The sequence below is a fragment of the Sphingobacteriaceae bacterium genome (assembly GCA_016715905.1).
In the GTDB taxonomy this organism is placed as follows: Bacteria; Bacteroidota; Bacteroidia; order B-17B0; family Aurantibacillaceae; genus Aurantibacillus.
Genome location: JADJXI010000020.1, coordinates 314,218 through 340,684, shown reverse-complemented (window position 1 = coordinate 340,684; position 26,467 = coordinate 314,218). Strand labels below are relative to the sequence as shown.

At 34.3% G+C, this 26,467-nt stretch carries 23 protein-coding genes; 13 read left to right on the top strand and 10 right to left on the bottom strand.

Features of this window, described 5'->3' with window-relative positions; translation table 11 throughout:
• Window positions 1-3 precede the first annotated feature (3 nt).
• Entirely contained in the window at window positions 4-1,083 is a 1,080-nt protein-coding gene (locus IPM51_16875; protein MBK9285972.1) for an OmpA family protein, read from the bottom strand.
• 119 nt (window positions 1,084-1,202) lie between these two features.
• On the opposite strand from IPM51_16875, the gene IPM51_16870 reads away from it, so the two are divergent.
• Window positions 1,203-1,460: a 30S ribosomal protein S20 gene (locus IPM51_16870; GenBank protein MBK9285971.1), complete on the top strand. Its 258-nt coding sequence runs from the start codon at window positions 1,203-1,205 to the stop codon at window positions 1,458-1,460.
• Window positions 1,461-1,526: 66 nt separating this feature from the next.
• On the opposite strand, the gene gmk is transcribed toward IPM51_16870, so the two are convergent.
• Window positions 1,527-2,099, bottom strand: a complete 573-nt coding sequence (gmk, locus tag IPM51_16865) for a guanylate kinase (protein ID MBK9285970.1) — start codon at window positions 2,097-2,099, stop codon at window positions 1,527-1,529.
• Between the two features lie 157 nt (window positions 2,100-2,256).
• On the opposite strand from gmk, the gene IPM51_16860 reads away from it, so the two are divergent.
• The 4 genes from IPM51_16860 to IPM51_16845 are packed head-to-tail and all read left to right on the top strand — an operon-like array spanning window position 2,257 to window position 7,869.
• Window positions 2,257-4,779 carry a TonB-dependent receptor gene (locus IPM51_16860; protein MBK9285969.1) on the top strand — a complete coding sequence of 841 codons (2,523 nt, stop codon included), beginning with the start codon at window positions 2,257-2,259 and terminating at the stop codon, window positions 4,777-4,779.
• A complete protein-coding gene (gene folB, locus IPM51_16855; protein ID MBK9285968.1) occupies window positions 4,779-5,132 on the top strand; it encodes a dihydroneopterin aldolase in 354 nt (117 codons plus the stop codon). Before IPM51_16860 ends, folB begins: the two co-directional genes overlap by 1 nt.
• A complete protein-coding gene (gene thiL, locus IPM51_16850) occupies window positions 5,132-6,178 on the top strand; it encodes a thiamine-phosphate kinase (GenBank protein ID MBK9285967.1) in 1,047 nt (348 codons plus the stop codon). The genes folB and thiL overlap by 1 nt, the downstream gene beginning before the upstream one ends.
• Window positions 6,179-6,231: 53 nt before the next feature.
• The gene (locus IPM51_16845) at window positions 6,232-7,869 is read left to right on the top strand and encodes a T9SS type A sorting domain-containing protein (GenBank protein ID MBK9285966.1); all 1,638 of its coding nucleotides are present in this window, start codon (window positions 6,232-6,234) and stop codon (window positions 7,867-7,869) included.
• 45 nt (window positions 7,870-7,914) lie between these two features.
• On the opposite strand, the gene IPM51_16840 is transcribed toward IPM51_16845, so the two are convergent.
• The gene (locus tag IPM51_16840) at window positions 7,915-8,406 is read right to left on the bottom strand and encodes a gliding motility lipoprotein GldH (GenBank protein MBK9285965.1); all 492 of its coding nucleotides are present in this window, start codon (window positions 8,404-8,406) and stop codon (window positions 7,915-7,917) included.
• Window positions 8,387-9,745 (bottom strand): hypothetical protein, encoded by a 1,359-nt coding sequence (locus IPM51_16835; GenBank protein MBK9285964.1) that lies wholly within the window; start codon window positions 9,743-9,745, stop codon window positions 8,387-8,389. The genes IPM51_16840 and IPM51_16835 overlap by 20 nt, the downstream gene beginning before the upstream one ends.
• Before the next feature lie 63 nt (window positions 9,746-9,808).
• Here IPM51_16835 and IPM51_16830 point away from each other — a divergent pair, with 63 nt between their 5' ends.
• Together IPM51_16830 and IPM51_16825 are read left to right on the top strand one after the other, a co-directional pair.
• Window positions 9,809-10,684: a hypothetical protein gene (locus tag IPM51_16830; GenBank protein ID MBK9285963.1), complete on the top strand. Its 876-nt coding sequence runs from the start codon at window positions 9,809-9,811 to the stop codon at window positions 10,682-10,684.
• Window positions 10,681-11,442: a hypothetical protein gene (locus IPM51_16825; protein ID MBK9285962.1), complete on the top strand. Its 762-nt coding sequence runs from the start codon at window positions 10,681-10,683 to the stop codon at window positions 11,440-11,442. Before IPM51_16830 ends, IPM51_16825 begins: the two co-directional genes overlap by 4 nt.
• 3 nt (window positions 11,443-11,445) lie before the next feature.
• Here IPM51_16825 and IPM51_16820 read toward each other — a convergent pair whose 3' ends face one another.
• Both IPM51_16820 and pepT read right to left on the bottom strand, forming a co-directional pair.
• Window positions 11,446-12,354, bottom strand: coding sequence for a pyridoxal-phosphate dependent enzyme (locus IPM51_16820; GenBank protein ID MBK9285961.1), 909 nt, complete (start codon window positions 12,352-12,354; stop codon window positions 11,446-11,448).
• A 558-nt stretch (window positions 12,355-12,912) separates the two neighbouring features.
• Complete coding sequence (gene pepT, locus IPM51_16815) at window positions 12,913-14,160, bottom strand: peptidase T (protein MBK9285960.1); 1,248 nt, start codon at window positions 14,158-14,160, stop codon at window positions 12,913-12,915.
• Between the two features lie 266 nt (window positions 14,161-14,426).
• Here pepT and IPM51_16810 point away from each other — a divergent pair, with 266 nt between their 5' ends.
• The 6 genes from IPM51_16810 (at window position 14,427) to IPM51_16785 (ending at window position 22,126) form a co-directional block, all read left to right on the top strand.
• Window positions 14,427-14,906: an RNA polymerase sigma factor gene (locus IPM51_16810; protein ID MBK9285959.1), complete on the top strand. Its 480-nt coding sequence runs from the start codon at window positions 14,427-14,429 to the stop codon at window positions 14,904-14,906.
• Window positions 14,906-16,324, top strand: a complete 1,419-nt coding sequence (locus tag IPM51_16805; GenBank protein ID MBK9285958.1) for a hypothetical protein — start codon at window positions 14,906-14,908, stop codon at window positions 16,322-16,324. The genes IPM51_16810 and IPM51_16805 overlap by 1 nt, the downstream gene beginning before the upstream one ends.
• Before the next feature lies 1 nt (window position 16,325).
• Window positions 16,326-17,438: a PKD domain-containing protein gene (locus IPM51_16800; protein ID MBK9285957.1), complete on the top strand. Its 1,113-nt coding sequence runs from the start codon at window positions 16,326-16,328 to the stop codon at window positions 17,436-17,438.
• 87 nt (window positions 17,439-17,525) lie between these two features.
• Window positions 17,526-19,142, top strand: coding sequence for a T9SS type A sorting domain-containing protein (locus IPM51_16795; GenBank protein MBK9285956.1), 1,617 nt, complete (start codon window positions 17,526-17,528; stop codon window positions 19,140-19,142).
• A 10-nt stretch (window positions 19,143-19,152) separates the two neighbouring features.
• Complete coding sequence (locus IPM51_16790) at window positions 19,153-20,901, top strand: T9SS type A sorting domain-containing protein (GenBank protein MBK9285955.1); 1,749 nt, start codon at window positions 19,153-19,155, stop codon at window positions 20,899-20,901.
• Between the two features lie 10 nt (window positions 20,902-20,911).
• On the top strand, window positions 20,912-22,126 hold the full coding sequence (locus IPM51_16785; protein ID MBK9285954.1) for a hypothetical protein: 1,215 nt from the start codon (window positions 20,912-20,914) through the stop codon (window positions 22,124-22,126).
• Between the two features lie 73 nt (window positions 22,127-22,199).
• Here IPM51_16785 and clpX read toward each other — a convergent pair whose 3' ends face one another.
• The 4 genes from clpX to IPM51_16765 all read right to left on the bottom strand — a co-directional run bounded on the left by clpX (window position 22,200) and on the right by IPM51_16765 (window position 26,410).
• Window positions 22,200-23,444, bottom strand: coding sequence for an ATP-dependent Clp protease ATP-binding subunit ClpX (gene clpX, locus IPM51_16780; protein MBK9285953.1), 1,245 nt, complete (start codon window positions 23,442-23,444; stop codon window positions 22,200-22,202).
• Window positions 23,445-23,454: 10 nt separating this feature from the next.
• A complete protein-coding gene (locus IPM51_16775) occupies window positions 23,455-23,847 on the bottom strand; it encodes an SRPBCC domain-containing protein (protein MBK9285952.1) in 393 nt (130 codons plus the stop codon).
• A 5-nt stretch (window positions 23,848-23,852) separates the two neighbouring features.
• The gene (locus IPM51_16770; protein MBK9285951.1) at window positions 23,853-25,805 is read right to left on the bottom strand and encodes a 1-deoxy-D-xylulose-5-phosphate synthase; all 1,953 of its coding nucleotides are present in this window, start codon (window positions 25,803-25,805) and stop codon (window positions 23,853-23,855) included.
• A 131-nt stretch (window positions 25,806-25,936) separates the two neighbouring features.
• Window positions 25,937-26,410 carry a 23S rRNA (pseudouridine(1915)-N(3))-methyltransferase RlmH gene (locus tag IPM51_16765; GenBank protein MBK9285950.1) on the bottom strand — a complete coding sequence of 158 codons (474 nt, stop codon included), beginning with the start codon at window positions 26,408-26,410 and terminating at the stop codon, window positions 25,937-25,939.
• Window positions 26,411-26,467 lie beyond the last annotated feature (57 nt).

Below are 26,467 nucleotides of genomic sequence, written 5' to 3'. Positions count from 1 at the left end.
CCTTTATTTTTTAATTATTTCAAATTCAACTCTTCGGTTAAGTGCTTTCCCTTCATCGGTGTCATTCGAAGCAACAGGCTGAGAACTTCCAAAACCTTTAAAATACATTCTGTTTTGAACTCCTTTTTTAATTAAATATTCAAACACTTCACGCGCTCTAAGTTCACTCATTTTTTGATTCTTAAAATTCAATCCACTGTTATCGCTATGGCCATTAATTTGAATTTGTATACTCGGATTTTTCATTAGATACTTCACCAGTTTATTTAATTCAACATAAGACTCAGGCAATAAATAATACTTACCATGATCGAAAATAATATTTTTTAAAGCTACTTTCTCTCCAACCTGAATATCGTTTTTAACCACAAGCGTTGAGTCTTCTTCCTTTATTGTTGGGCCAACAATCACCACTTCTACTTCTTCCTTATCTTCTTTATGTACTTTTAAATTTACATCGTCAATAAAATAATAAGCTTCCTTAAATCCCATTTTTAAAATATTCATGCGCATCATATCCTTTTTTACATCAGGCGCAAAATTGCCAAGCGTTAAATATTTTTCTCCACCATCCGCTTTATAATAACCTCTTACCGTAAACCATTGGAAACCCTGCATCAATCCTTTTTTCTTAGCCATAGTGTCCACCATATTCCCACGCACCGCATCGGCTTGTTTATGGTAACCGCCTTTGCTTAACAAAAAACCGAAAGATTTTAAGGTGGCATTACTCCAATAGGCTAAACGAACTTGCATAGAAACTTCATAAATTGTACCCCGGTGTAAGGATTCAACCAACTTCACCTCCATAAATTCTTTATATTTTTTTTGAAAACGTAAACCACAGTAGGCATTACCATCATAAGCGCCTTTATGGGCTGTGGTGTCTTTTTCAACCGGTTTATGGTAATAATCCACAGATGCCATGGGTTTCCAGGGAATAGCCATTCGCAAATTATTAATGGGTTTACGGCAGTTCTCAAAACTGCCGTTCGGAACCAGGTTTTTAGCGGGTTTTAATGGGTTTTGCCCATATGCCATTATACTCGAAATAAGGAAGGCTATTGAGCTTAAAAACCGCATATCTTACAAAATTAGAGCATTTTACGGGTTTTTTGCATTTTGTTTTTAACACTTGGATATTCGAAAAATTTAGTATATTTGCCTTCCCAAAATTGGGAAAAAATTTTAGAGATTATACAATGGCAAACCACAAATCAGCAATCAAGCGCATTCGTTCAAACAACGCTAAACGTTTATCTAACCGTTATTATGCTAAAACAGCACGCGGCGCGGTTAAAAAATTAAGAGGAACAAGTGATGAAAAAGAAGCAAAGGAATTATTACCTAAAGTTTCGAGCATGCTTGATAAATTGGCAAAAAAGAATGTGATTCATAAGAATAAAGCAGCAAACCTAAAGTCAAAACTATCTAAGAAAGTTGCCTCTTTAAAGAAATAATTTTCAATTGAAATAATTATTCAAAAACCCTGCTTTTGAGCGGGGTTTTTTTATTCTATCATTCGATTAATCTTCCAAAAACTCAAGAATTAATTTCTCGGCTTTTTCGCAAGCAATTTCCAGCGTCTCATTTAAAATAAAAACATCAAACAACTCAGCGGTTTTTAGTTCTTTTTCGGCTTTGGCAATTCTTCTGGCAATGCTATCGGGTGTGTCGGTTTGCCTACTTCTTAATCGCTCTTCTAATATTTTAATACTCGGCGGCATCACAAATACAGCAAGCGAATTTTGTTTAAACTGGGATTTTAAATTTAATCCTCCCTCAACATCAATATCAAAAATTACAGCTTTTCCCTCATTCCAAATTCGTTCTACTTCCGATTTTAGTGTACCGTAATAATAACCGGAATAAACTTCTTCCCACTCTAAAAACTCATTATTTTTTACTCGCTTTTTAAACTCAGCTTCGCTTAAAAAATGATAATCTTTTCCATCCACTTCTTCTCCTCTTTTAGCTCTGGATGTGGCAGAAATAGAAAATGCAATTTTTTCCGGAAATTTGCTTAATAAATGGCGAACTATGGTTGTTTTTCCGGATCCGGATGGTGCAGAAAATATAATTAGCTTACCGCCTTTCATACGCAAAGATAAGAATATTCAGTAAGTAAAGTATTTTATAACGTGGTTTGGGGGATTTGCCGAAATCAATCGTTAAATATCATTAACAATAACAAAATGCCTGTATATTTATTGAGCAAGTAAGTTTATTTTTACCATCGATTTGAAACTTTTACAATTGAAAAATATTTATTACTTACTCATTTTGAGTTTTATTCCTAAAATGGGCTTTTCACAATTTCCTGGCGGGAATAATAAAGATATGGCAAAAGCGATGTCAAGCATTAAAGGCAGAGTGTATGGCAGATTATTTGATGCTACCACAAAAAAACCATTAGAGTATGCATCCGTGGTTGTACTTTGGTTTAACAAGGATAGTATATTAGGCGGTTCTTTAACTAAAGAGAATGGGGAATTTAGTATAGATGGTTTGCCTGCTATGGGCGGCTTTAGATTTAAGGCCACACAAATTGGTTACAAAAATTTAGAAACAAAGTTTTTTCTGCAAATGCCCAATAAACTTGAAGTTGATTTGGGTGATTTAAAATTAGGTTTGGATGAAAAATTATTAGGTGAAGTTGAAATAGTTGCCGAAAAAAACACAGTGGAAATGTCGATTGACAGGCGCACTTACAACGTGGATAAAGATATTTCCGTTAGAGGTGGTTCTGCAGTAGATGTGATGAAAAATGTACCCGGTGTAACGGTAGATGCTGATGGTAATGCACAATTAAGAAATCAAAGCCCTACAATTTTTGTAGACGGCCGTCCTTCAAATCTCACATTACAACAAATTCCGGCAGATCAGATAGACCGTATTGAAGTAATCACAAACCCTTCGGTTAAATACGATGCCAGTGCCAGCGGCGGGATATTAAATATTGTAATGAAAAAGAATTTAAAACCCGGATATAACGGAATGATTATGGCCTATGCTGGAACGGGCGACCGATATGGCGGTATGGCCAATATTAATGTAAAGGAAGGAAAGTGGAATTATTCGTTGATGTATAACTACAATCAATCTATTAATTTAACGCAGGGCTTCACCAATCGTCAACAATTTGATTCTTCCGGAAATTCAACCGGGTACTTTAATCAAAACAACGATGCTAACTTCCGTATGATTTTTAATTTTGGTCGTTTAGGGATCGACTATAGTATTAATAACCGCAATACTTTAACTTTTTCAGGCATGTTGATGTCAGGTGATTTCAGAACAATTGATCATCAGAATTTTGATATCCTTGACGCATCGCAATCTAGTTTACTTTATGGTAACCGCATTAACTTACAAAATGCAACTTTTCAAAATTACAACGGACAAATCATGCATAAAAAAACTTGGCCAAAAGCCGGAAAAGAAATTACAACCGATTTAAGTCTGAACCACACGAACTCCGGCAATAATTATCATTTTTCTTCTTATAATTATCTTTCATCCGGCACCTTAAACATACCTACAACTTTTCAAAAAAATAATGCCACCAATTATGCCGATCAATATAATTTTCAAATAGATTATGTTGACCCCTTAAATGAAACCAGTAAATTGGAAATTGGTATGAAATCCACCGCAAAAAGATCCGTTGCCAGCAATACCACAAGCAGCGCTGTGAATACAGAAGATATTTATACTTTTGATAGTATCATGAGCAATGATTACAGAATTGATGATATGGTGAATGCGGCCTACGTAAATTTAAACGGTAAAGTAACCGGTTCACTTTTTTATCAGGCCGGTTTGCGTTTTGAATCCTCTTATTATTCCGGAACTATAGCCAATAAAAATCAATCATTCTCATACAATTATCCTTCCTCAGGAAATGATCTCTTAAATTCAATTTTCCCAGGCATATATTTTTCTAAGAAAATGACAAAAGGAAATGAATGGCAATTAAATTTTAGTCGGAAAATTCAAAGACCAAACTTTTTTCAGTTAATGCCGGTAGTGATGTTTGCCGATCGTTTGAATTACAGAATTGGAAATCCGGAGTTAAAACCCGAATTCAGAAATATTTCAGAACTAAACTACAATAAAATATTTGGCAAAGGGAGTTATTTAGGCTCCGGTTATTTCAGATACGAAGAACAACCTATAACGGATGTGGCTTACCCTTCACTTTCTGATCCAAATGTTTTGGTGAATACTACAGTGAATGGTGATAATAGTATTAAATACGGAATGGAACATACTGTGAAATACACCTTAGTTAAAAACTTAGACTTTATGTTGAATGCTAATATTTATTATATTTTCCTTAAAGGTAAAGTAGTTGCTACAGAGCCTGAAGTAACCACTGAAGGTTATGCATACAATGCTAAAAGCACTATCTCGTACAAATTCCCAAAACAAATCACTTTACAAGTAAACGGAAGTTATGAATCACCGCGAATAATATTGTTGGGAGCAAGTAATCAAGTTTATGGATTTGATGTTTCGGTAAATAAAATGTTTGGATTTAAATGGATACTAAACGCTACTGTGAGCGATGTGATGAACACGCGTGCTATGGGTGCACATTACGAAACACCATACTACATTCAGGATTTGTCCAGAAGAAGAGAGTCGCGTTTCTTTAAATTTACTGTTACTTACATTTTTGGTAAAATGGATGCCTCAATTTTCAAAAAAGCCAAACAAATGAAGGGAATGGATAATAATCAGGGTAACCAAGACGGACTTGATTTCGGAAAGTAATGCAACACAAAATAAATATTGAAGGAATAAGGCTGTACGCTTTCCACGGTTGCTTACCGGAAGAAGAAAAAATTGGCTGTGATTATATTATACATGTAAGTTTTGAAACAGACTTTACACAAGCTGCAGAAAGCGATGATTTAAAAAAAACCATAGATTATTGTGAAGTATTTGAAATATGTAAGGCCGAAATGGCTATTCGTAGCAAATTAATTGAGCATGTGGGTTTGCGGATTTTTAAATCGCTTCGCAAAAAATTTCCGGAAGCCAAAAAAATTCATCTTAAATTAGCTAAACTATTACCACCGGTTAACGGTGCTGTAGATTCATCCAGCATAGAAATTATTGATTAATGGAATTTGAAAACACCAACAGAACAGAATTATCGCAATTAGGCGAATTCGGACTTATTGAGCATCTCACTAAAAATATTAAATTACATCATGCGTCAACCGTAAAAGGCGTTGGAGATGATGCCGCGGTAATTGATCATAACGGTTTTCAAACTATAGTAACCACCGACTTGTTAACCGAAGGCGTTCATTTTGATTTAACTTATGTACCATTAAAACACTTGGGTTATAAAGCCATTGTGGTGAATTTAAGTGATGTTTATGCCATGAATGCAGAGCCGAAACAGATTACCGTTTCGTTCGCAATCTCCAATCGTTTTAGTTTAGAGGCTGTTGAAGAATTATATGCCGGCATGTTATTAGCTTGTGAAAAATATAATGTTGATTTGATAGGCGGAGATACTACAAGCAGCGTTAGTGGATTAACAATAAGTATAACCGCAATAGGCACCGCAAAAAAAGAAGAAATCACCTATAGAAACGGAGCGCTTGAAAAAAATTTATTATGTGTGAGTGGAGATTTGGGAGGAGCATACATGGGTTTACAAATATTAGAAAGAGAGAAAGCGGTTTTTAAAGATAGTCCGGGTGTGCAACCCGACCTAAGCGGTAAAGATTATATTTTAGAAAGACAGTTGAAGCCGGAAGCCAGAAAAGATATTGTTGCTTTACTGAAACAGTTAAATATTAAACCAACGGCAATGATTGATATCAGCGATGGCTTGTCGTCTGAAATTCTTCATTTATGTACTCAATCCAATTGCGGTGTGGAATTGTACGAAGAAAAAATTCCAATCGACCCCCAAACCTATGATACCGCCCGTGAATTTAATTTAGACCCAACGGTTTGCGCATTAAGTGGAGGCGAAGATTATGAATTGCTTTTCACCATTGACATGCAAGAATATGATAAAATAAAAAATTTACCGGATTTTACCATAATTGGGCATATTACCAATAAAGAAAAGGGTATGCTAATGGTGGCCAAAGACGGAAGCGTACATGAACTTAAAGCACAAGGTTGGAATGCATTATTAAATAAGTAATTGCTCTTGCATTTTATTTACTTTTTTATATCTTTGGTATAAATCTTTATACCATGAAAAAATATTTACTTTCTCTTTTTATTTTAGTATCAATTGCCGGAATGTCTCAAGCACCTTTTTGGACAGAAACTTTTGGCACCGGATGTAATCAAGGACAAATGGCCAATGGATTCAATCCATCGGGATTAGGAAGTTGGTCTGTAGTAACAACAGGCTCATTAGGCTTGGTTCCTAATGAATGGTACATCAGTGCCGCGGAAGCCGGGATGGGCATTGGAAATTGCGGTGATGGATGCGTTGGTACCCCAAGTTTAACCAACCGATCTCTACACGTAAGTACAGGCGTTACCGATGGGGGTGCAATATATCTGGCATCCTTTGGTGAAACCAATAAAAGAGCACAATCGCCAACTATAAATTGCAGTAGCCAATATACCATTAGTCTTTCATTTAAATACTTACTAAGAGGTGTAGTTAACTCTGATTATATCGATGTGCAATATTCAGCCAACGGCGGAGCAACTTGGACTAACATCGCCACGCCGCCACAAACAGCACTTACCTGTTCACCGCAAGGTGTTTGGACAGGATATACTATAGCCTTACCGGCCTCTGCCAATAATAATCCAAATGTAAAAATAGGATTCAGATGGCAGAATGATGATCCTACCGGCGCTGATCCAAGTGTAGCCATTGATGATGTAACTTTATCCGGAACTTCTGTATTTGCAGCAACTTTTACTATGCAACCAACAATTTGTCTCGGCAATTCGCTAACCGTTACTGCCAATACCGGTTCTTTTGTGGTGAGCGGATATACCTGGACATCCATTCCTCCCGGCCCTGTATTTGCTACTCCAAATAATTCTTCTACAGCGATTACTTTTACTAATGCAGGACCTTATAGCATTTCATTAACCGCTGTATCAAACGGAAGCGTAGCTTCAAGTAATAATATGATTCAAGTGTTATCATTGCCTATTATCACTCCTTCTGCATCGCCAAGTGGAATTTGTTCAGGAGCCAGCTCCACATTATCAGCAACCGGAGGCACCGCTTATGTGTGGAATCCGGGTGCTATTACAGGAAGCGCTACTGTTGTTTCACCTACCGTTAACACCATTTATAGTGTCACCGGAACCGGAGCAAACGGATGTAGCAATACAAATACAGTTTCAGTAAATATTAATACAGTAAATATAAGCTCAAGCGCATCTTCTGCAACTATTTGTGATGGATCAACCGCCACTTTAACAGCAAACGGAGGCACAGCCTATACTTGGAACCCCGGAAGTTTGAGTGGAGCCACTGTTGCTGTTACACCAACCATTACCACCACTTACACAGCCATCGGAACAGGAAGTAATGGCTGTACCGGAAATAGTGCAGTTACCATCACTGTTGTCATCTGTAATGGATTAAATTCTTTAGTTTTAAATGATTTACCTTTCAGAATATTTCCTAATCCGGTAAATGATAAACTTACCATTCAGTATAGCACAACTAAAAATACTCAAACTCAAATTATAGTGAGTGATGCTTTGGGTAAAGTTGTGAAAAACCTGAATCATGAATTTTCAGTTGATAAACAAGAATTACAAATTGATTTAAAAAATTACGAAGCCGGTATTTATTTAGTTAAAATAAGCACAGGTACAGATTCAAAAATTATTCGAATAGTAAAAGAATAATAAAATTAATTAATAATTGAAATGAAGGCTCGAGAAATCGGGCCTTTATTTTTTGGGCTTACTTTTCACAATTTCAAATCCTAAATCCATCATAAAAGGCAATGGATCTTCGCGCATGCCCTGCACAAATTGAAACTTGTATTTACCGGCTTGCGGAAAACGAATTTCCTTTTTTACCGGCACTTCAAAATCAAAAATATCTCCTGCCCCGCTTCCCATCCACTCTCCTCTATTGTTTGCTAAAACAATTTCCATAGTATCAGTTAAAACCTTTCCGTCCGGATAAGAGGTAGTCACAAATAAAAATATATTGTTGTATGGGTAAGCATCGGCATGACGAATTTTGAAATAAATGTCGTTTAAACTTTCAGTATCCCTAACATCCATTTCAAATTCCACTTTATCGGAAATATTCCACTCATTATTGGCAAAAGTGTGATATTTACTGTAAACTACTTCTCTTCCGCATGAAGAAAATACAACCAATGCCGCAAAAAAAGCTATTCCTATAATCGATTTATTTATCACCTGATTCATTTTTTCCGGATTGATTATTTGGTTTATTAGGTTGTCTTTTTGGATTAGGCTGACCTCCTTGTTTATTACCTTGTGTACGGTTTTTATTTTGAGGCTTATTTTGATTACCCGTGTTATGTTTTGGCTGAGGTTTAGTTCCTAACCCGGGGCCTTTATTCGATTTATTTTTATTATGAAAAGACTTCTGATTTTTATTTCTTGCCCCCTGTTTATTCTTTGAAGATTTATCAAATCGGGTTAAACTATCTTGTCCTACCACATTTTCAAAGCTATGCTCTATCACTTTTGCCTTAACTGTTTTATTTTCCTCAGATATTAAATCATCCGGCTGTTCATTTTTCGCATTTAATTCCAAAACCAATTTTACATTTTCCACTTTCATAGGTATAAACACACTGGTGTCGTGCTTGTAACTAAACCACATCATGCGTTTAAAAATATCTGTTTTTTGAAGAAAAGCTTCTCCCTTTTTAGTAATTAATCTTTTATTTTCAACATCCGGAAAATCCTTTAAGGCATCCTGATAACTATCTAATTCATAATTTAAACAACATTTTAATTTCCCGCATTGCCCGGCTAATTTTAATGGATTTAATGAAAGTTGCTGGTAACGTGCTGCACTGGTTGTTACTGTTCTAAAATCGGTTAACCAGGTGCTGCAGCAAAGTTCCCGACCACAAGCACCAATCCCTCCTAAGCGTGAAGCTTCCTGTCTGGCTCCAATTTGCTTCATTTCTATTCTCACTTTAAATTCATCAGCCAGTACTTTAATCAATTCTCTGAAATCCACACGTGCATCTGCTGTATAGTAGAAAATCGCTTTTGATTTATCTCCTTGAAACTCTACATCACTCAGCTTCATTTCCAAACCCAATTTAAGGGCAATGGTTCGCGCTCGGTACATGGTATCTACTTCCAGACTTTGCGCTTCTTTCCACTTATCAATGTCGGCTTGTTTGGCTTTTCTGTAAACTTTTTTTATTTCTTCACTTTCGTAATTTACATTTCTCTTCTTCAGCTGTAAATGCACCAATTCTCCGGTTAAGGAAATTACGCCAATGTCATGTCCTGAAGAAGCTTCTACCGCAATTACATCGCCGGTGTTTAAAGACAAATTATTTACATTTCTATAAAACTCTTTTCTGGAATTCTTAAAACGCACCTCCACTACATCACAGGCTTTTTGTCCTTCGGGTGGGCGCATATTACTTAACCAATCAAAAATATTCAGTTTGTTGCAGCCTCCGGTTGCACAAGATCCGTTACTTCCACAACCCGCAGGCACTCCATTTATATCATTGCCGCAACCTCTGTTGCTGCTACATCCGCTATTACTCATTATGTGTCAAAGATAGCTTAATATCCAAGCTTTTGCAATAGCATTAATTTGTAAATTTGATAAGTGAAAAGCCTCATTACCCTATATCTGCTACTTCAAACTGCTTTAAGTTGTGCCCAAGACAAATTATACCTCTTAAACGGCACTAAAATTACCTGTACTGTTAGCGGTATTTTGCCGGAACATATTGAATATAATACAGAGAAAGGGAAAAGTAACATCATTAGCAAATTTGATGTGTTAATGATAGCCTATCACAACAACACTTTTGAACAATACAACCAACCCAATGAAGACATTAATATTAATGCCGAGAACACTGATATAACTGATCAAAAAAACAACCATACCGTCCAAAACCCACAAAGTTTTTTATCCATTAATTCTATTGCAATAACTAATGCTGATTTTGCTTTAAATTACGAATACTTAAGTAAAAATGAGAAGGTAGGTGCTGGCATTTCGGGGTCTTATAATTTCAATATTCGAGTAACCGCATTAAATATTTATTTTGCTAATTTACCCAACAGCAAAAAAAATTACGATGCCGGAATTTTTGTAAACCGATACTTCGGGAAAAAAGAAACTCAAAAAATGCAGTATTCTTTAGGCTTAATGATGAAGTATCTTGATTTTACATTTGACGTTGTGAGAATAGACTCCGTGAACAATGCAGGCGCTAAAACACAAGTAGTTAATTATTCCAAAACAAACGCCATGCAATTAGCAACAATGGCCACTTTCGGAGGAAAAATTTGTTTTAAAAACAATTTCTATGTGCAATTTCTTAGCGGTATTGGCGGATTTAACTTAAGAGGTAAATACAGAGAAGAGTTTAACAAGAACATGAATAAAAACTTAAAACCGGGGGAAGCCTATCAAAGTTATACCTTTTTACCTAAAATAATATTAAGCTTAAATACCGGATTCTACTTTTGAAAAACTTTGTTTTAATATTCTCTTCTTTTTTTCTTTCATTATGCCTGAAAGGACAAACAGATGTGCTATATCTGAAAAATGGAAAAATTTTAAACGGACAATTAAAGACCATAGCAAAGGACCGGATTTTTTTTAAAAGCAACGATAGTTTATCCGCTGTTCAGTATTATCCAAAAAACGAGGTGGTTTTAATTGAAAAATACAATGGGGATATTTTAGCCTTTGCGCCTGTTGAGCAAAAAATGGATACTGTTCAATTTCAGTTTAAAAAAAACAACATCAGCATTCAGCCTTTTAGTTTTTTATTGGGAAGAATTACGGCTAATTATGAATATATATTGAAAAACGGAAAAATGGGTGTGATGATTCCTTTTTCATTAACTTTTGATCCGGTGGGTATTATTTACAAATCTAACGACGACAGTACTTCTACCACCTCCAATCAACACCGCAGCGGCGTTAATTTTATTACCGGATTAGATCTGAATTTTTATTGTAGAAGCGGAAATTTAAAGGGCTTTTTTATAGGTCCACGTTTCAGATATGGTTATGACATGCTATTGCGGAATATTGAAGGGGCGAGTTTACAAACGCAAATAGGATATCAAGCTCAAAATTATAAGGGGAATGCATTTCAAAGCTTGAGCTTGGGTTTTGGTTTTGTGCGGATTTTATCTTCCCCTGCCGGAAACCTGATTAATCCCAAGGAAACTTTTATGTGGGGAAGTCTTAATTACAAAATTGGTTTTGGCTGGTAAATATTAAGACAGGCGGTATCTTTTTTCAAATGCCGCATTGCCCTGCTGGCCACCACTGTGAATTACTAAAATCTTTTTGTTCAATAAAATATCTTTCTTTTTAATTAAATCACTTACTGCATAAAAAAGTTTAGCGGTGTAAACATGATCGAGAGGGATATTGAATTTTTCTTCAAATTCTTTTTTAAAATGGAATAAATCGGGAGAAAAAGTTGCGTATCCATTCAGCGCATACGTGTTTATAATAGTAGACGAATTAAGGCATTCATCCGAATTTATTTTTTCTTGTCCAAAGTAACTTAGCCATTTATTCGCCGAATCAATTAAAGTATTTTCGCCTTTGAGCACCGAAACACCAATAATTTTTTGATGAGGCGCCGCTGAAATTTTTATTCCTGAATAAGTAGCTCCAGTACCGCTAGCGCAAAACACATAATCATACTTCTTTAATTCATCATTCATTATTTCCATACAACCTTTTACACCTTCGGCATTATTTCCGCCTTCGGGCACCAGATAAAAATCACCAAATTTTTCTTTTAATTGTTGGATAAAATCCGCTTGATCTTTATTTTGGAAATCGGCGTTACTCACAAAATGAAATTGCATTCCGTTTTGCCGGGCGCTTACAAGTGTGGGCGAATTTTCAAGTTCCGCTTCCCTGCCTCTGATTACACCAATACAATCCAATTCTTGATCCTTACAATAAGCAGCACTTGAAAAAATATGATTAGAATGCGCACCTCCAAAAGTTAATACTTTTTTAAAAACCGCTTCTTTAGCTTTTAAAATATTGTATTTGAGTTTAAAAATTTTATTGCCTCCGTATTTGGGATGAATTAAATCAAGCCGGAGGACTGATATTTCTTGCCCATTTAAATTTAATGTGTTAATATAATTTACTTGTTTCAAAATTTTAAATAAAAGTAAGTTTTTTTATTTGGAATTACACTTCGTAATTCCTCCAATTATCCTTTCACAAAAAAGGTATAGGAGTCTAAGTATAATAAACCAAAATTTTTAACCACATAATTTCATAGTTTTTTTTGAGTGGAAATGTAAAAGTAGATTTACATAGAAAATTATTGAAATAATTTTTAAGTATGCGAACTTCTCTGTCGGAAAGCATATAGTTTAAATATTAAAACCATAAAAGGAATAAAAGATCTTAAAAGAGTAGTTAGGTACAAGTTTTTTGTCGTAGGATTATACCACCTTCACTTCTCGATACGCTTCATTTCATTGCGCTCCTCGAACTGACAGCGCCATTGTCACTTCGAGTAGCCGATTATGGAAATGGTTATCGGCGTATCGAGAAGGGATACGTTAGTAAGTTCTCAATACAAGTTCGCCTCGATACAATTTTTGCAAGAGGCAGGCAAAAATCACTCGGCGTGACACTTCCTTCACTTTATTACGCTAATCGAACTGACAGAAAGTGAAACAGCAGTAAACAATTTCAATTAATCCTTAAGATTTCTCTTCCCAAATATTTACCAAATGCACTATGGTTTCGGTAGCTTTTTGCATATCGTGTACACTCACCCACTCTTGCTTGCTGTGAAATGCATGTTCTCCAGCATAAATATTCGGACAAGGCAATCCCATAAATGAAAGTCTGGACCCGTCCGTTCCTCCGCGTATACTGGAGGTAACAGGTGTAATTCCGGTTCTACGAATGGCTTCTTCAGCATAAGCAACAACTTGCGGACATTTACTTAAAACTTCCTTCATGTTGCGGTATTGTTCCGTTACCTTAAACTCATAACTGCATTTTGTATATGGAGTTAATACTTTTACCGTGATGTTTCTTAACTCTTCTTCTAGCGCCAATAAAGTTGGCGTATCAAATGCACGAATAATAAATTTAATTTCTACTTCTTCCAATCCACCTTGAATAGCTGTTGGATGCATAAACGGTTGTTTTTTCTCGGTGGTTTCGGGTGTTTTATCTTTGGGAATAAGATTTATTATTTCTGCCGCAATTTTGATGGCGTGTTGCATTTTATCCTTTGCAAAACCGGGGTGAGTTGGAAAGCCCTTCACTTTTATACTTACTGCATCCGCACTAAATGTTTCATCTTCGATATGTCCTAAAGTTTCACCATCCATGGTATATCCAAAATCGGCGCCCAATTTTTTAATATTTACTTTATCAGCACCTCTGCCAATTTCTTCATCCGGAGTAAATAGTAAACGAATTTTTCCATGTTTAACTTCGGGATGTGTCATTAAAAAATTAGCCGCATCCATAATTTCTGCTAATCCCGCTTTATTATCCGCACCTAAAAGTGTTGTTCCGTCGGCTGTTACAATATCGTTGCCTATTTGATCGGCTAATGCCGGATGTTCACTTGCTTTAATTATTTGCGTTTTATCATGGGGTAATATAATATCCTTTCCATCATAAATTTTATGAATAACCGGATTTACATTAGTGCCGCTGCAATCAGGGGAAGTATCCATGTGCGAACAAAAACAAATAACTGGTACATTTTTGCTCGTGTTGCTTTCGATTGTGGCATACACATAACCATGTTCATCCATTTCAGCATCATTAATGCCCATTGCTTTTAATTCTTCTACTAAAACTTTAGCCAAATTTTTTTGTTTTTCGGTGCTCGGGCAGCTTGGAGAATTGGGATCGGATTGCGTATCAATTTTTGCATACTTCACAAAGCGATCGGTTACGGTGAACTTGTAATTTGAGAAATTCATAGGCTATAAATTTAAGGAAAGAAAAATATAATAGGCCAAATCAAACTTATTTGTTTTAGTATCTTAATTTTAAGTTATTGATTATCTGAATCTTATGTGATAATAAATAAATATCCCAACAAATTGTTCCAACTTAACGTGTATAAGGATAGAACAGTTAAAAGTTCGAGTTAATTATAGAAATCAATGATTCAATATTAGAATCATGTAAAAAACATGACCGTATGGCTCAGCATGAGCTCTACAAGCTTTGCTATTCATTTTTAATGAGTATTTGCACACGTTATGAAAAAAATAAAGACGATGCTGAATCTTTACTTAATCAAAGTTTTTTGAAAATTTTAATGGGGATGGATAAATACAAAAAAGAAATTCCATTTAAACTTTGGATAAGAAAAATTACAATTAACACTATCATTGATGATTTTCGGAAAAACAATAAATTAAAAAAACTTACCGTGTTAAAAGATTTTCAAAATGAATATGATCACGAAGGCAATTATGATATTAACGAATACATTAAAAAAATAAATGCCGCAGAAATTTACAACTTAATAACTAAACTACCTGACATGAATCAAAAAGTCTTCAATCTTTTTGTGGTAGACGGATTTAGTCATAAAGAAATATCTGAACTATTAAATATTCCGTCGGGAACATCAAGATGGTTATTAAACAGCGCAAAAGAAGAATTAAAAATAAATATTTTAAAGCCTACAAATAAATCACAAAAAACTATTGCATAATGAATTACGAAGAAGAGTATAATAAAAGCATTCAAGACAAATTAGATTCGAGAGAATTTAGTGTGGATGAAGAAAAATGGAATGTTGCTTTACAATTAATTAGTATTCAAGAATCAAAGAGAAAAAGAAAATTTTTATTGTGGTTATTATTTCCAATTCTATTTGCATTTACAGGTATTGGCATGTTTGTTTTTCTTACAGAAACTGATAACACAAACCTTGCTAAAGTTAAAGAAGAAACAAAGATAGAATCTAATAAAGTAAATGCAGAAATAAATACAGAAAAAGTTTTTAAAAGTGAAAGCATTCTTTTACACGTAACAAAAGAAGAAAATTTAAATACTAGCGTTACTAATTCTACAAAAATTGATTCGATTTCCAACAAATCAAAAAAAATAGAAACAAAAACAATTTCAGAAAATAAATTAAGAGAAAACCATAAGTCGAAACAAAAAATAACAACAAAAAATATTAGTCCTCAAAAAAATAACAATACAAATTTAAACTTGGCGAATATTCTCAATTCTAATAGCAACAAACATCAAGACGTATTACCTTATAAAATAGATAAGACCGAAAAGCAATCAGAGAATACAAAATCAATTGATTCAAGTCCAAAAATAAATAGTGATACAACTTCTGTTATTACTGAACGATTAAACAACAAAGCATTAACTAGTATGGAATTGCCTCTAGTTGATTCTCTAAAACCTGATAGTAGTTTGGTTCTGAAATATGAAATTTTGCCAGTTCCAACAGCATCCGTTAATGCAAACACACTCCTTGATGTAGAACAAAATAAAAATAACCTTTTTGAAATTCATTCGTTTATTGGGGGTGCATTCACTCCTGGCTATTCTACAAAGCCCACTTTACTAAAAGGTATAAATCCGGTTGGTGGAATTATATTAATTTTTTCGTCAAGTAAAAATGTAGGTCTTTTATTTGGTTGCAATTACATGTCGTATGGTAATGCTGATGTTAATCCTAAAACATACGTAAGTACCTATCAAGAATTTGGATACAAAAATGAAATAACTGAGATATACACTGATAAATTACATTATTTTAAATTTCCATTATTAATAAATTACACTAAACAAAAAAACAGTTTATCATTAGGAATCCAGTATTCAAGATTAATTGGAGCCTCTTCAACGATTAAAACATACAGCGAATTTTATGGTGCAAAAACGGATGCTAATATTATTCGAAAATACGGTTATGTTAATGGGATAAAAAATCACGATTTTTCTGCCATGTTCTCCTTTAGAAGAAAACTTAAAAACAATTTTGGGTTCGGCGTAAATGTAGATTATGGTTTTATAGATGTTCAGGATAATTCTTTTTTTAATTTGAATCATTTTGATAGAAATATTTCAATACAATTATTAATCTCTTATAAACTATTTAAGTAATATGAAAAATATTGTAACTCTCCCTTTAACACTCTTAATTATTCTACTAACTAATTCCTGTAAAAAACAAGTAGAACCAGCTGTTGTTAATGAAAATCCGGTTTTTAGTTTTAGTGCTAAAATTAATGGTGGCTTAACGGAATATTATTCTGGCAAATACAATTATTACATGTATTCATCTACTAATATTGATGCAAATAATGTGAAAGAATTTATTGGCGAATTAAAGGACAAGAATTGTCCTACTAATTGTGTTAACTCATTAAAAATAAGGATTAAGGACTATCGTGATTTAAGTTCAACTATTACAGATATAGACACATCATTAAGTGTAGCTTATTATAGTTACGCCAGTTCGACTGGAGAAGCTAACACATATAGTGTAATTTTTGTCCCTCAATTATTTGGAGGCACAGCACAAAATCACACTTGGAGTTTTAGCGATGGTAGTAGTTCAAATTCCACTAACCCAATAAAGTTTTTAAAAATTGGTAAATACAATGCATGTGTTTCGATTCAATCAACTTCGTCATGTACGAGTTCATTATGTAATGATTTTTCAATTGGCCAAACCGGAAGTGATTTAGAAGCTTCATTTTCAAATTCAACTCCAATGGGAAACGTAATAAGTTTTTCTGCACAACCGAGTCTTGGTACTCCACCCTATACTTATAATTGGAATTTTGGTGACGGAAACACATCAACATTGGCTAACCCATCCCATACTTTTATTTCAGCTGGAGTATATTTAGTTAGTTTAACAATAAGTGATAGTAAAAATACACTATCTACTTATCAAAATAATGTAGCTACACAAAACCCTGGTACTTGCCTCACTAAATTTAGTTATCAAAAAACTGCAATATCAAATCCATTTAATTTATCGAATGTTATTGTTGAATGGACAAATTCAAATGGTGACGTATACAGTTCTGTCGGAAATTCGCAGCCCATTACAAGTAGTTTTAAAATTATTAGTGTTGAGGAATATTTAAAAAATGATAATGGGAAAAACACAAAAAAAGTATGGGCTAAAATTAATTGCAAACTGTATAATGGCACAAACACTATAGATTTAGAAAATGGTGAATTTGTTTTTGCCTTTGCTTATTAATTTTAATTGTGTTCATTTTCAAACAGTTGTGTAAATTTTCCAACATTTGATTAAAATTAATCGTGTATAAAGTTAAAATCAAATGTTATGAAAATAAAAATTACAACATCAGCTTTACTAGTTCTTTTTACTTGTTTTGAATTTTTTTCGCAAACAGGAATAAATGCAACTCTTAACACCTACAAAAGAAAAACGCCAATTATTGGATTTAACGGAAATGCTTTTCGATGCACCTCAACCTGGACTGTTAATACCTGGTTAGATACAGTGAAAACATTAAATTCCGCAATGTTTCGTTATCCTGGTGGAACTAACGCCAATCATTTTGACTGGCAAACTGGTTATTGGCAAGTGGCACAAACCACTCCAACTTGGGTTGCAAATTTAACTTGTACTGCTTCTGTAAAAGCTGATGAACTTTTAATTGGATTAAACGCTTGTCAAGCAAAAGCTTTAATGATATTAAATTTTCAGCACTCTAATGTTACTTATCAAATTCAAGGGTTAAATTATGCCTTAAGTAAAGGGATAGCAATTGAACACATTGAATTAGGTAATGAACACAATATTCCAATTGATACACAGCAATATATCCCCGCAACTACATATGCAACAAATGCAAAAATTTGGGCCGACAGTTTAAAAACACATTTTCCAAATTCAAAAATATGTTTGGTTGGTGGTGCTAGTACTAATACCGGTAGTGTAATTCATGGTTGGCATGATAGTATTTTTATTAAAAACCCAAATATTGATGCCTTATCATTTCATTTATACATGGGTTGTGGAAATAGTGATAATTTGTTTAACACAAAAAGGGCGCTCAGCATTCCATTTCATTCCAGCTTGGGTGTTGCAAATAGATTTTTACAAGGAAAATTCACGCAGTCTGTTGTTCCATCAAATATTGAAATATGGGTTACTGAATACAATATGAGTGAACCTTTGTTTGGAACACCTATGCAACATGCAGGAACTTGGACGCACGGTTTATACATTTCTGCATTAAGTCATTTATTATTAAAAGAAAATAAAATTACTATGCTAATTGATCATAATGTAACTGCGGGAACAGAATTTGCAGCAGTTGACGTTAATAGTAACATTACTTCAAGTGGAGTTGCAATGAGTATATTAGGTTCAGCTTCAAAAGGACAGGATAGCACTGCTTTAATTGATTTTAACAGTCAGCCTTCAATTACGTGGTCTGCCACAACCTACCCATCATTATTAGGTTGGAAATTCTGGAAAAACAGTAATGAAAACGCATGGATGGTGAATCTTTCAAATACTACAATAAAAGTTTCTGCTAATCAAATTATTAACGGTTCTTATAATTACGACACTTATTATGGAGATTCGGCCTTAGTAGTTACAAGTTACAAAAGTTTAAATCACAATTCTGGAACTTCATTAGATAGTATTACACTACCTCCATTTTCTATTAGTGTACTGAAAAATCAAAACGGAACAGGTATTCAAGAAATTACCAAAAACAAAACAATTCATATATTTCCTAATCCCGCAAACAACACAATTTCATTTTCAGAACCTTTGAATAATATAATAGTATATAATATTGCTGGAGAGAAAATCGTAGAAATTAACGGTCAAAGTAAATCGCTATCCGTGCAAGATTTGGAGGATGGGATTTACATTCTACAATCAAATAATAATTCAATGAAATTTATAGTGAAGCATTAATACTCTTGTTATGAATAAATTTAACTTACATAAAACAAGTGTTTTAACGTTGCTTTTAATAAACTTAATTGCACAACCAAATTTTAGTCAAATCACATATTCAATTGCGATTACATCAACGCAAGTTATCAATCCCGCTGCGCAAAAATTAACTGGTATAAGTTTTGACGCTCGGTCGAGTGGCGTTTATACTATTGGATCAAACTCATTTACTGTTGGATACTATAGTCCAACCTCCGGAACGTTATTAACCGGTGTGCAATCCGCTTTTAATAGAATTATTATGAATGGAGTTAGGTATCCGGGTAATCCTGAAATTTACAATTGGAATTGGCGTTATTCAATTGGTCCAGTTGCTAGTCGCACTCCCCAAATTTTAGGACCAGGTATGCCAAGTCAAACTTTAGCTTTTGGTTTTGATGAATTTATGAATATGGTTCAGGCGAAAGGATTATCTAAAAGTGAAGTTCAAATTATGGTAAATCTTTATGCCAGTAACGGCGAACCTAATCCCGCCTTATTAGCAGCTGATTGGGTTGAATATTGTAATGCAGCAAATGATGGTTCCAATCCTAGAGGAGGAGTTGATTGGGCCGCAGTAAGAGCAGCGAATGGATATTCGACACCGTATGGCGTGAAAATTTGGAATATTGGAAATGAACCTTGGCAACCGGGTGAACTTGGAAACACTTCTGCTGGGGCAAGTTCGTATACGTCATTAGCATTACCAATTATTGATTCGATGCTCATAGTAGACCCAACAATTCAAATTACTTTAGCAGCGCTTGGCGCTAGCAATTCAGCTTGGAATGGTGTAATTTTAGGATCAGCATTGGTAGGTAAGGTATGGGGACTTTCACCACACAATTTTTATGATGAAGTAATTAGCACACCACAACCTAGTATATTTCAATGTGAAGGACAATTAAAAAGCATTGCAGCAGGCGCAAAGGCTAAGGGGTTGAAAATAATTGTTGGTGACCACGCACATGACTGTCCGTTTAACGACCAAGATCGAGGTATGAGATGGCGAGGAACGTTAGCAACAGCAGATTGGTTATTAATGGCAAGTCAACTTGATAATATTGATCGTGCAAATTATTGGATTTATGGGGCTCCAAAAAACACTTGGCATCCAATAAGATTAAATGGAAATGGCACGTATACTTTTATGGGACTTGCACAACTATATGAAACTTTTGGGACTAAGTTTCTTGACAAATGCGTACTTACATCAGTAGTAGATACAAGTGGGGCTGCAACAACTTTAGCAAGAGGGGCAGCTTTTTTTTCAAACAACAATGCAAATGCGAATGTAATTATTGTTAATACAGACACACTAATAAATAAAAAAGTTGAAGCGCCTAGCATACCTGGATTCAATCTTCAAAAGGTAAGTTTAATTACTGCTCCAACTTTAGATACCGATACATCAACAACAACAATCCTTAATCCATTGTATACTTCAAAATATTCATTACCAATAGCAAGTGTGTTACTTTTTGAATATCAAAATATAACAACAAATATTACTGCCAACAAAACCTTAGCAAATGAATTTACTTTATACCCAAACCCGACTAATACTACACTCTATTTATCGAAGGCAATTGACAATGTTTCTATATACAATTTATTAGGTGAGAAAGTTTTTGAAAATAAAGGTATAAATACTTCTATTTCTGTAGCAGAATTTGATGATGGCATTTACGTTCTTCGATCAAACAATTACCCTTTAAAATTTATTGTGAATCATTAAAACTAATTCCATGAAAACTAAATCAATAGCACTTTTAATAGTTCTAATTTCATTAAAAACTACCAAAGCACAAATATCAAATCTGTACCCTAATGATATTGGAATACAAACAAACTCAAATGTTATATTTACCGAAATGTTTGAAGAATCTTCTGTTTCAACATTAACTTTAAGTGGAAATTGGGATCAAGCTACCACGGTAACCAATAACATTGTTTTTGATTCGTCTGTTCCTGCAACTAGCACTGGAAGTCAATCGTTAAGATTAAGAACAGTTGACGATGGTACTAATTTAAATGAAAATACATTTATTTATAAAAAAATACAACCCGATATTTTGGACTCGGTTTTTGTTCGGTTTTACATCAAATATGACAATGCAACGGTGTATCATCACTCGGGAGTTTATATTGGAGGTAAAAACCCGCCATCATCAACGGCCGGTCTTGTAGGTGGTGTCCTTGTACAAGGGAATCAGGAATTTCATGTTGGGGCAGAGATTAGGGGTTTGGCCAATAACACAGCTACAAATACAAGTACGTTTGGTTTTTATAATTATTGGATGAATATGAAACCTAGCGCAATAACCAATACGTTAACAAATCAACCTTTTTACTATGGGAATCAATTTTTAAATAGTACTACTAGTGACGATATAAATATGAGTACCTGGAATTGCATTGAAGTTATGGTAAAACTGAATAATCCGGTAACATCTTATAACGGTGAACAAGCACTTTGGGTGAATGGAATAAAAATAAATCACTATGGTTATAATTTTCCTACAGGAACCTGGAATTATGGGAATTTTACAGAAGGTACCGGAAATCCCTTCGAAGGATTTCAATGGAGAAATGACATGGCTTTAAATTTAAATTATATTTGGCTAAAGAATTTTAACGATAATAATGGCCCAGGACATGTTGGAAATATTTATTTTGATCATCTGGTAGTTGCTAAAAGTTATATAGGTCCAATTGCTGTTCCAAATGGAATTCAAATGAATTCAGAAGAAAATCAACGACTTAAAATATTCCCAATCCCATCAAGTGAATTAATAAACTTTTCTGAAAAGGTTAATGCTTTTGATATTTACAACGTTTACGGTGAAAAAATATTTACACAGTCCATTCCTTCGGGTAGTTTTTCAACGGCAAATTTAAAGGATGGTATTTACTTTATGCGTGCTTCTAATTCTATTCAAAAATTTGTTGTGAAACATTAATTTAAAAATAAGTAGAATTATTGTTCAATTACTTTGAATGGTGTTGAATTGAGAAATCGGAATTAATTATTATTTAAGCCACATGCAAATGACTCAACTTGGCTGATTTTAATTTATCCAGCGCATAATCTAAGGTCACTGTAAACTTTTTAGGTTGTTTCTCATCACTTGGCAAAGAATACATAATGTCGGTCATAATCGCCTCGCAAATTCCACGTAAACCTCTTGCTCCCAATTTAAATTCAATAGCTTTATCTACAATAAGGTTCAGTACTTCATCTTCAAACTCCAATGCAGTACCTTCCATTTTAAATAAATGGATGTATTGTTTAATTAAAGCATTTTTAGGTTCGGTTAATATTTGACGTAAAGCATCTTTATCCAGCGGTTTTAAATATGTTAATACCGGAAGACGTCCTATTAATTCGGGAATAAGTCCGAATGCTTTAAGATCCTGGGGCGAAATATATTGCAAAAGATTGGCTCTGTCTACTTTTTCCAGATTAACGCTGGCACTATACCCTACAGCTCTGGTGTTTAATCGGTTTGCAATTTTCTTTTCTATTCCATCAAAAGCGCCGCCACAGATGAATAAAATATTTTTAGTGTTCACGGCAATCATTTTTGCATCGGGGTGTTTTCTTCCTCCTTGCGGGGGCACATTTACTACGGTTCCCTCCAACAATTTTAGCATAGCTTGTTGCACACCTTCACCACTAACATCACGGGTAATACTTGGGTTATCACTTTTACGCGCAATTTTATCTACCTCATCAATAAAAACAATTCCTTTTTCAGCAGCTGTCACGTCATAATCTGCAGCTTGTAATAAACGCGTTAAAATACTTTCCACATCTTCACCCACATAACCGGCTTCGGTTAATACGGTAGCATCAGCAATACAAAACGGAACATTTAAAAGTTTAGCAATGGTTCTGGCCAATAATGTTTTTCCGGTACCGGTTTCACCAACCAAAATTAAATTGCTTTTATCAATTTCAATTTCCTCTTTATTATCTTTAGCTGCATGAGCAATTCTTTTAAAGTGATTGTAAACCGCAACGCTTAATACTTTTTTGGCATCATCCTGTCCAATCACATATTCATCCAATTTTTGTTTAATGACATTTGGCTTTAATAAATTTAAGGATTGTTGAATGTGTTGTTTTTGCTCTCCATTATTTTCTTCCTTAATTAAATTATAGGCTTGGGTGATACAATTATCACAAACATGACCATTAATACCCGCAATAAGAATTTTTACTTCTTTTTTATCGCGATTACAAAGTGAACATTTTAATGCCGTTTCTTTTGCCATGGATTTGTAATTAATTTTCGAAATACTTTTTCATGTAATTAAAGTAATGTTCTTTCCAACCCTTTTTATATTGCTCTCCTTGTCCATCCGGAATATTGCTATGTGTAAGAGCCACTAAAGTATGATCATCTTTCTGTGTAAAATTTATTTCTAATAAGGAATCAGCATCCGACTCATCAAATTCGGTAGTGCGCCATTTCTGTACAATTTTTTTGTGCGGAAATATTTCTACGTTTTGTCCGCTAATATATCCATCCCACGCGGTAAAATTTCCTCCCTCCGACGTACTGATTTTAGCCTTGGCTCCGCCGGTAAATTCTGAATGTATTTTATTATCCAGCCAACCTTTAAACACTTCTTTAGCCGTACAATTTAATTTAACGGTAATTTTAAATTTTTCCATTTTTATTAAGCTCTCTTAATTTTTGGTTCTTTTTTTTGTTTTACTTTTTTAAGAATAGATTCTTTAATTTTTTCTGGAGAAAAACCACACTCATCATACAATTCCGATTGCTCTCCGTGCTCAATCCACTTATCCGGAATTCCTAAACGGGTTACTTCTGCTGAATAATTATGATCGGCCATAAATTCCAACACCGCAGATCCCATTCCTCCCATAATACTTCCATCTTCAATTGTGATAACTTTATTAAATTTAGAAAAAACTTCGTGCAATAAATCCTCATCAATAGGTTTCACAAATCGCATGTCGTAATGAGCTACATTTAAATCATCGCCTATTAAATCAATAGCTTTTGTAACCAAATTACCGGCATGACCAATAGACAATACCGCAATATCTTTACCTTCTTTAATTTTTCTTCCTTTCCCGATGGTGATTTTTTTAAATGGCTTTTTCCAATCCACCATCACACCATTACCTCTTGGGTATCTTATGCTAAATGGCCCGTTAACCTCATCCAACTGTGCGGTAAACATTAAATTTCTTAATTCTTCTTCATCCATTGGCGCACTCACAATCATATTAGGAATACATCTGAAATAAGCCAAATCAAAAGCACCGTGATGTGTTGGTCCGTCTGCCCCTGCCAATCCACCTCTATCTAAACAAAAAATTACTTTTAAATTTTGTAAAGCCACATCATGTATAACCTGATCATAGGCGCGTTGCATGAATGAAGAATAAATATTACAAAAAGGAACCATGCCCTGCGTAGCTAACCCTGCACTAAAAGTAACTGCATGCTGTTCCGCAATTCCCACATCAATGGCTCTTTCAGGCATCACTTTCATCATGATGTTTAAAGAACAACCGGATGGCATTGCCGGAGTGATACCAAATATTTTTTTATTCTTTTCCGCTAATTCCACAATGGTATGTCCAAACACATCTTGGTATTTTGGTGGTTGCGGACTTTTAGGAACTACCTTAATTATTTCGCCGGTATCTTTATTAAATAATCCGGGTGAGTGCCAAATTGTTTCATTACCCTCTTCACTGTACTTATAACCTTTCCCTTTTTTAGTAAGCACGTGTAATAATTTGGGGCCGGGAATATCTTTCAAATCGGCAAGCACTTTAGATAATCGAACCACATCATGCCCATCAACCGGTCCGAAATATCTCAAATTTAAAGCTTCAAATAAATTAGATTGTTTTAGTAAACCGGTTTTAATTGAATTTTCAACTTTACTGGCAATTTCCTGAGCGTTTGGTCCAAATTTGCTGATTTTACCTAACAATTCCCAAACTTTATCTTTCGCTTTGTTGTAAGTGTGTGAAGTAGTGATGTCGGTTAAATATTCTCGAAGGGCTCCAACATTGGGATCAATACTCATGCAATTATCATTTAAAATCACCAATAAATTTGCATTTTCTACACCTGCATGATTTAAACCTTCAAAGGCCAAACCCGCTGTCATTGAGCCATCACCAATTACTGCGATGTGTTGTTTGTTTTTATCATTTTCGTATTTACTGGCTACTGCCATGCCTAATGCAGCACTGATTGACGTAGAAGAATGCCCTACACCAAATGTATCATATTCACTTTCGCTTCGTTTTGGAAAACCGCTGATTCCTTTATAAACTCGGTTAGTATGAAAAATATCTCTTCGGCCGGTTAAAATTTTATGACCGTAGGCTTGATGGCCCACATCCCAAACCAATTGATCAACGGGTGTATTAAAAACATAGTGCAAAGCAACCGTTAACTCAACTACGCCTAAAGAAGCACCAAAGTGACCTCCCTTTACCGAAACCAAATCAACAATGTACTGTCGCAATTCGTTTGACAACTGAATTAACTGATCTTCCTTAAGTTTTTTTAAATCTTTTGGTGAGTTAATTTGGGCTAATAATTCTCCGGGAATAAAGCCGGTTCCGCTAACAATTTTCATTGCTACAAATATAAGTTATTTTGGTCTTTTAACAGTTAAATTTTGCGAAATGAGCGCTATGATACACTAGCTATTTTTAAGAAACGAATCATTAATTTACATTCGCCTTCATTTTTATCGTTTTTTAACGACTATTTGTGATGGTATTTTTCACCTCCAATGATGGTATAGGCCCTATATAATTGTTCGGCAAAGAAAAGACGAATCATTTGATGTGAAAATGTTAATTTGGAAAGCGATAATTTAAAGTTAGCCCGCTTATAAATTTCTTCGCTGAATCCATAAGGCCCACCAATAATAAAAACTAAATTTTTAATTGAGGCATTTTGTTTATTTTGAATAAATGCGGCAAAACCTTCGGAGGTATATTCTACTCCTTTATCATCTAATAAAATCACAACATTATCTTTACTTAACTCGGGCAATATTTTTTTTCCTTCCTCAATTTTTTGCTCTTCAAAACTCTTTTGCCTAACATTTTTTGGCATACTTATTGTTTTTACTTCAAAAACGGTATAATTTTTTAGCCTTTTATGAAACACTTCAAGCCCACTTTCCAAATAAGAATCCTGCGTTTTATCGATTTGAATTAAGGTAATTTTCATTCCTTAGAATTATGCTTAAAGAATTGGTTATGGGTAAACTTGTTAGGCATAAAAGTG

Coding starts and splice junctions, on each gene's coding strand:
- pepT (MBK9285960.1), bottom strand. CDS start 14,160: ATGAATTTCTCAAATTACAAGTTCACCGTAACCGATCGCTTTGTGAAG.
- gmk (MBK9285970.1), bottom strand. CDS start 2,099: ATGAAAGGCGGTAAGCTAATTATATTTTCTGCACCATCCGGATCCGGA.
- IPM51_16770 (MBK9285951.1), bottom strand. CDS start 25,805: ATGAAAATTGTTAGCGGAACCGGCTTTATTCCCGGAGAATTATTAGCC.
- clpX (MBK9285953.1), bottom strand. CDS start 23,444: ATGGCAAAAGAAACGGCATTAAAATGTTCACTTTGTAATCGCGATAAA.
- IPM51_16810 (MBK9285959.1), top strand. CDS start 14,427: ATGAGTATTTGCACACGTTATGAAAAAAATAAAGACGATGCTGAATCT.
- IPM51_16785 (MBK9285954.1), top strand. CDS start 20,912: ATGAAAACTAAATCAATAGCACTTTTAATAGTTCTAATTTCATTAAAA.
- IPM51_16765 (MBK9285950.1), bottom strand. CDS start 26,410: ATGAAAATTACCTTAATTCAAATCGATAAAACGCAGGATTCTTATTTG.
- IPM51_16870 (MBK9285971.1), top strand. CDS start 1,203: ATGGCAAACCACAAATCAGCAATCAAGCGCATTCGTTCAAACAACGCT.
- IPM51_16775 (MBK9285952.1), bottom strand. CDS start 23,847: ATGGAAAAATTTAAAATTACCGTTAAATTAAATTGTACGGCTAAAGAA.
- IPM51_16845 (MBK9285966.1), top strand. CDS start 6,232: ATGAAAAAATATTTACTTTCTCTTTTTATTTTAGTATCAATTGCCGGA.
- IPM51_16795 (MBK9285956.1), top strand. CDS start 17,526: ATGAAAATAAAAATTACAACATCAGCTTTACTAGTTCTTTTTACTTGT.
- IPM51_16800 (MBK9285957.1), top strand. CDS start 16,326: ATGAAAAATATTGTAACTCTCCCTTTAACACTCTTAATTATTCTACTA.
- folB (MBK9285968.1), top strand. CDS start 4,779: ATGCAACACAAAATAAATATTGAAGGAATAAGGCTGTACGCTTTCCAC.
- IPM51_16875 (MBK9285972.1), bottom strand. CDS start 1,083: ATGCGGTTTTTAAGCTCAATAGCCTTCCTTATTTCGAGTATAATGGCA.
- IPM51_16840 (MBK9285965.1), bottom strand. CDS start 8,406: ATGAATCAGGTGATAAATAAATCGATTATAGGAATAGCTTTTTTTGCG.
- thiL (MBK9285967.1), top strand. CDS start 5,132: ATGGAATTTGAAAACACCAACAGAACAGAATTATCGCAATTAGGCGAA.
- IPM51_16835 (MBK9285964.1), bottom strand. CDS start 9,745: ATGAGTAATAGCGGATGTAGCAGCAACAGAGGTTGCGGCAATGATATA.
- IPM51_16805 (MBK9285958.1), top strand. CDS start 14,906: ATGAATTACGAAGAAGAGTATAATAAAAGCATTCAAGACAAATTAGAT.
- IPM51_16790 (MBK9285955.1), top strand. CDS start 19,153: ATGAATAAATTTAACTTACATAAAACAAGTGTTTTAACGTTGCTTTTA.